Source organism: Bifidobacterium sp., from assembly GCF_051876855.1.
GTDB lineage: Bacteria > Actinomycetota > Actinomycetes > Actinomycetales > Bifidobacteriaceae > Bifidobacterium.
On record NZ_JBJEIH010000002.1, the window covers coordinates 1 to 3,716 of the forward strand.

A 3,716-nucleotide genomic window follows, 5' to 3' on the forward strand; every position below is an offset into this window, starting at 1 on the left:
GCCTTGGTTTCACTCATCGTGTAGGTGCCGTTGGACAACTGCAGCACGAGCGGCCCATCGCCCTTGGACGTCCACGTGTGCTTGTACGAAACGCCTTCGAAGGTCGTGCCGGTGACCGTCAAGCTCGCCCCGGCCAGTTCGCGCGACACGTTGTCGCTGCCGACCTTGCTCAAGGTGACTGGCGTGGTCGCCGGTTCGTCGATCATTTCTAGAGCTCGGCCGTACTGGCGTTCGCCGTTGATTTCGAGCGCGCCACCGGTCGTGACGGTGAAATCGATGGGGGCGGCGACCGCATACCCCGCGGGCGCCGCAGTTTCACGAAGCGTATAGCTTCCTGGCTTGAGCTCGGTCGAATGATTCTTGCCCTGCTGCGAAGTCCATTGGTCTTCAACGGATTCGCCGTCAAGGTTCACACCGCTGATTTCGAGCTGTGCACCGGCGATTTCGCCGATTCCTTCGGTCAAGCTCTTCTTGGAGACCGTCACCTTGTGGCTGGCGTACTTGTCGACCGCGGTGATCGTGTTGCCGCCGAGCGTGCGAGTGCCGTCGCTGTCGGTCACGGTCAGGGTGCCGTCATCGCCTACGGTGAAGTCAATCGGGTCGATGCTCGTGTACATGCCGGAGGCTGGTGCCTGGGTTTCTAGGAGTCGGTAATCGCCCGGTTCAAGGGTCAGCGCGTGCGCGTTTTCGCCATCCGTGGTCCACTGGGCGAGAGTGGTCTTGCCATCTGAGGTGGTCACTTCGAGGACGGCGCCTTCCACGCGCGTACCCGCCACGTTGACTTTGTCGATATTGACTTGGAAGCGGCTGCGCTCGTCGCGCATGGTAACCGTGGCCTGATCCTGTTCTTCGCCGCCGATAATCACCTTGCCGTCGCTAACCTTAAACGGGATGGATTCGGCGATGTCATAATGCGCCGGCGCCTGTGCTTCGGTGAGTACATAGGATCCGTCGGCCAGCTCGGTTTCGTAAGGTTGCCCGCCTGAAATCCACGGTTGGACAACATCGACGCCGTTCGGGTCAGTCAGTCGCATGGTCGCACCGGCCAGCGCTGCTCCGCTTTCGTCCGTTTTGGCGAATTTGACGGTATGACGGTCGATGGTGTTGGTGATGGTGAAACCGTTTGCAGCGTCACCACTGATGTCGGCGGTATATCCCGCCACCTGCTCTTCCTTGACCGTGTAGGTGACGGCCGACCCGTTGTCCATGACGGGCAGATCGTCGAAGCTGAATGCCCAGCCTGTCTCAGCGCTCACGCTTGCCGTGACGGGCTTGCCGTTCTTCGTGGCGGCCTTCCCATTGGCGAGCAGGTCGACGGTGATGGTGGATGGGCGCTTGCCCGCCTGGTCGGCGTCGTCGTTCCAAATCTTCTTGCCGGTGATGCTGGTGGTCTGGGACTTGTCGACCATGGTCAAGATGCCGTTATTGGCGGTCTTCTTGCTGCCGTCCGCACCGGTGTAGGTGACTTTGCCGTCTGCCGCAATGTTGAAGGCAATCGCATCGGCGATCTGGTAGCCGTCGGGGGCTTGCAGTTCCGTCAGCAGGTAGTTGCCTGGGTACAAGTTGTGAACGGTGGCGGAGTCGCCACTGGTGAAGCTGCCTGACACCGGAACGCCGTTGACGTCGGTGATCTGAAGTTTGGCACCGGCGAGCGGCGAATTGCCATCGGTTTTCGCGATGGTGACTGCATACCGGCGTGCGGTGTTCGTCAGCGTGACGACATTGCCATCGTCCGACGTAGAAGTGGAGTCGGTATACCCGTCTGGCACCTGCGTTTCCTTGACGGTGTATACGACGCTCTTGCCGGACTTCTTCGCGTCAAGATCGGTCCAGGTGTAGGCCCAGCCGTTGTCCGCGTCCAGCTTCACCGGGGAGCCGGTGGCAGCGCCGTCGGCATACAGCTGCACGCTGATCGAGTCGGGACGATTCGCGGAATCCGCCGAACCTGCAGCATCCACCCACTGCTTGGTCACGGTGAGCGAACGCTTGCCAGGCGCATAGGTGTTGGTCACGGCATAGCCGTTGTCGGCGGTTCCCGCCACGGCGACGTAGTCCTTCAGTGAAGAAGTCTCAACCACCGTGTAATTCACCGCGGTGCCCTTGTTGTATTTGGGCAGACCGGTGAAGGCATACTTCCAGTTGTCGCTCGCACTGGCGGTTGCAGTGACCGGCTTGCCATCATCGCCGAGCATCGGCGTGCCGTTTGCATAGAGCTGCAACGTGACGCTTTGTGGCCGGGTGGCTTCGGTATCGTTCTTCCACTGCTTGACACCACTGATATCGACAGTCTCGTTGGTATGCGTGTTGGTGATGGTGAATCCGCTGGTGGCGTCGCCGCTGACTGCGGAGGTGTATCCGGCCACCGGCTGCTCCTCCACGCTGTATGTGATTGTCTTGCCAGCCGTATCAACGCGCGGCAGCTTGGTGAAGCTGAACTTCCAATTGTCGTTTGCCGTGACAGTCGCCGTGCGCTGTTTGCCGGCGGTGTCCGTTGCCGGTTGCCCGTTGGCGAGCAGCTTGACGGTCACACTGTCGGGACGAAGACCGTCATGATTGTTGTTGTCGTTCCACTGTTTGACACCGGTGATGTCAATGGTGTCAAGCTTGTCTGACATGGTGACCGTGGCTGAATCGGCTTTGGCGCCGTTCACGCTGACGGTCCCATCCGCGTTCACCGTGAATGCGACAGGGCTCGTGGCGAGCTGGTACCCTGCAGGCGCGGCGTCCTCAACCAATTGGTAGTCACCTGCAGCAAGCTGCATGGCCGTAGCTTGTGAGCCGCTTGTCCAGCTTGCGCCGACCTGGGTGCCTGACGCGGTCGCGACATGCATTACCGCCCCGGCGACCGGATTGCCGGATTCGTCGGTTTTCAGGAGTTTGACCTCGTGCTTGGTCACGGTGTTGGTTACGTTGTACCCGTCGATTTGCGCGGTATAGCCTGGCACCGGCTCCTCGGCGACAGTATAGGTAATTTGCGCTCCAGCCTTGTAGGCAGGCTGTTCGCCGAAGTCCCAACGCCATGATCCGCTGGCCGTGGCGACCCGCGAATCGACTTTCTTCCCATCGGCGTACAGGTCGATAGTGATGGATTTCGGTCGGCTACCGGTCAGGTTGTTGTCGTCGTTCCAGGTCTTGGCACCTTGGATGGTGACGGTCTGCGGCGTATGGCTGTTGGTAATGGTGTAACCATTTGCCGCGGTTCCGCTGATTTTTGTCGTATACCCGTTGATGGCCTGCTCACGCACGCTGTACGCGATTGCCTTACCGGAATCATAGACGGGCAGTCCCGAGAAAGTGACCGTCCAGTTGTTGGCACCGGTGATGGTCGCGGTGCGCCCGGTAGCTACTCCGTTTGCATACAGTTCCACGCGGACATTGTTCGGCCGGATGCCGTCTTGGTTGTCCGAGTCCTCCCAAACCTTGTGCACGCTGATCGCGGTGGTCTGCGGTGTGTACGTGTTGGTGAAGGTGTATCCGCTGGAGGCGTTGCCGCTGGCCGTTGTCGTGTACCCATTGGTATTCGCGGTGCTTTCCTTGACGGAATAGGTGACAGGCTTGCCGTTCTCGTACTGTGGAAGTCCCGTCCATTGGACCGTCAGCGCATCGCCGGTGGCGTTGGCGAGCACGGTCTTGTCTTTGCCGCTGACTTTGCTTTCCGCGCCGCCGCTGATCTTCCGGTACAGGCTGAAGGTCGCGTCCGTGCGTTTGCCGTCCTG

1 protein-coding gene is annotated in these 3,716 nt (G+C 60.3%); it reads right to left on the reverse strand.

Annotation, left to right across the window (positions count from 1 at the left end):
- A partial coding sequence (locus ACI38B_RS00015; RefSeq protein ID WP_439729006.1) for a Cna B-type domain-containing protein occupies window positions 1-3,716 on the reverse strand: 3,716 nt, incomplete at both ends.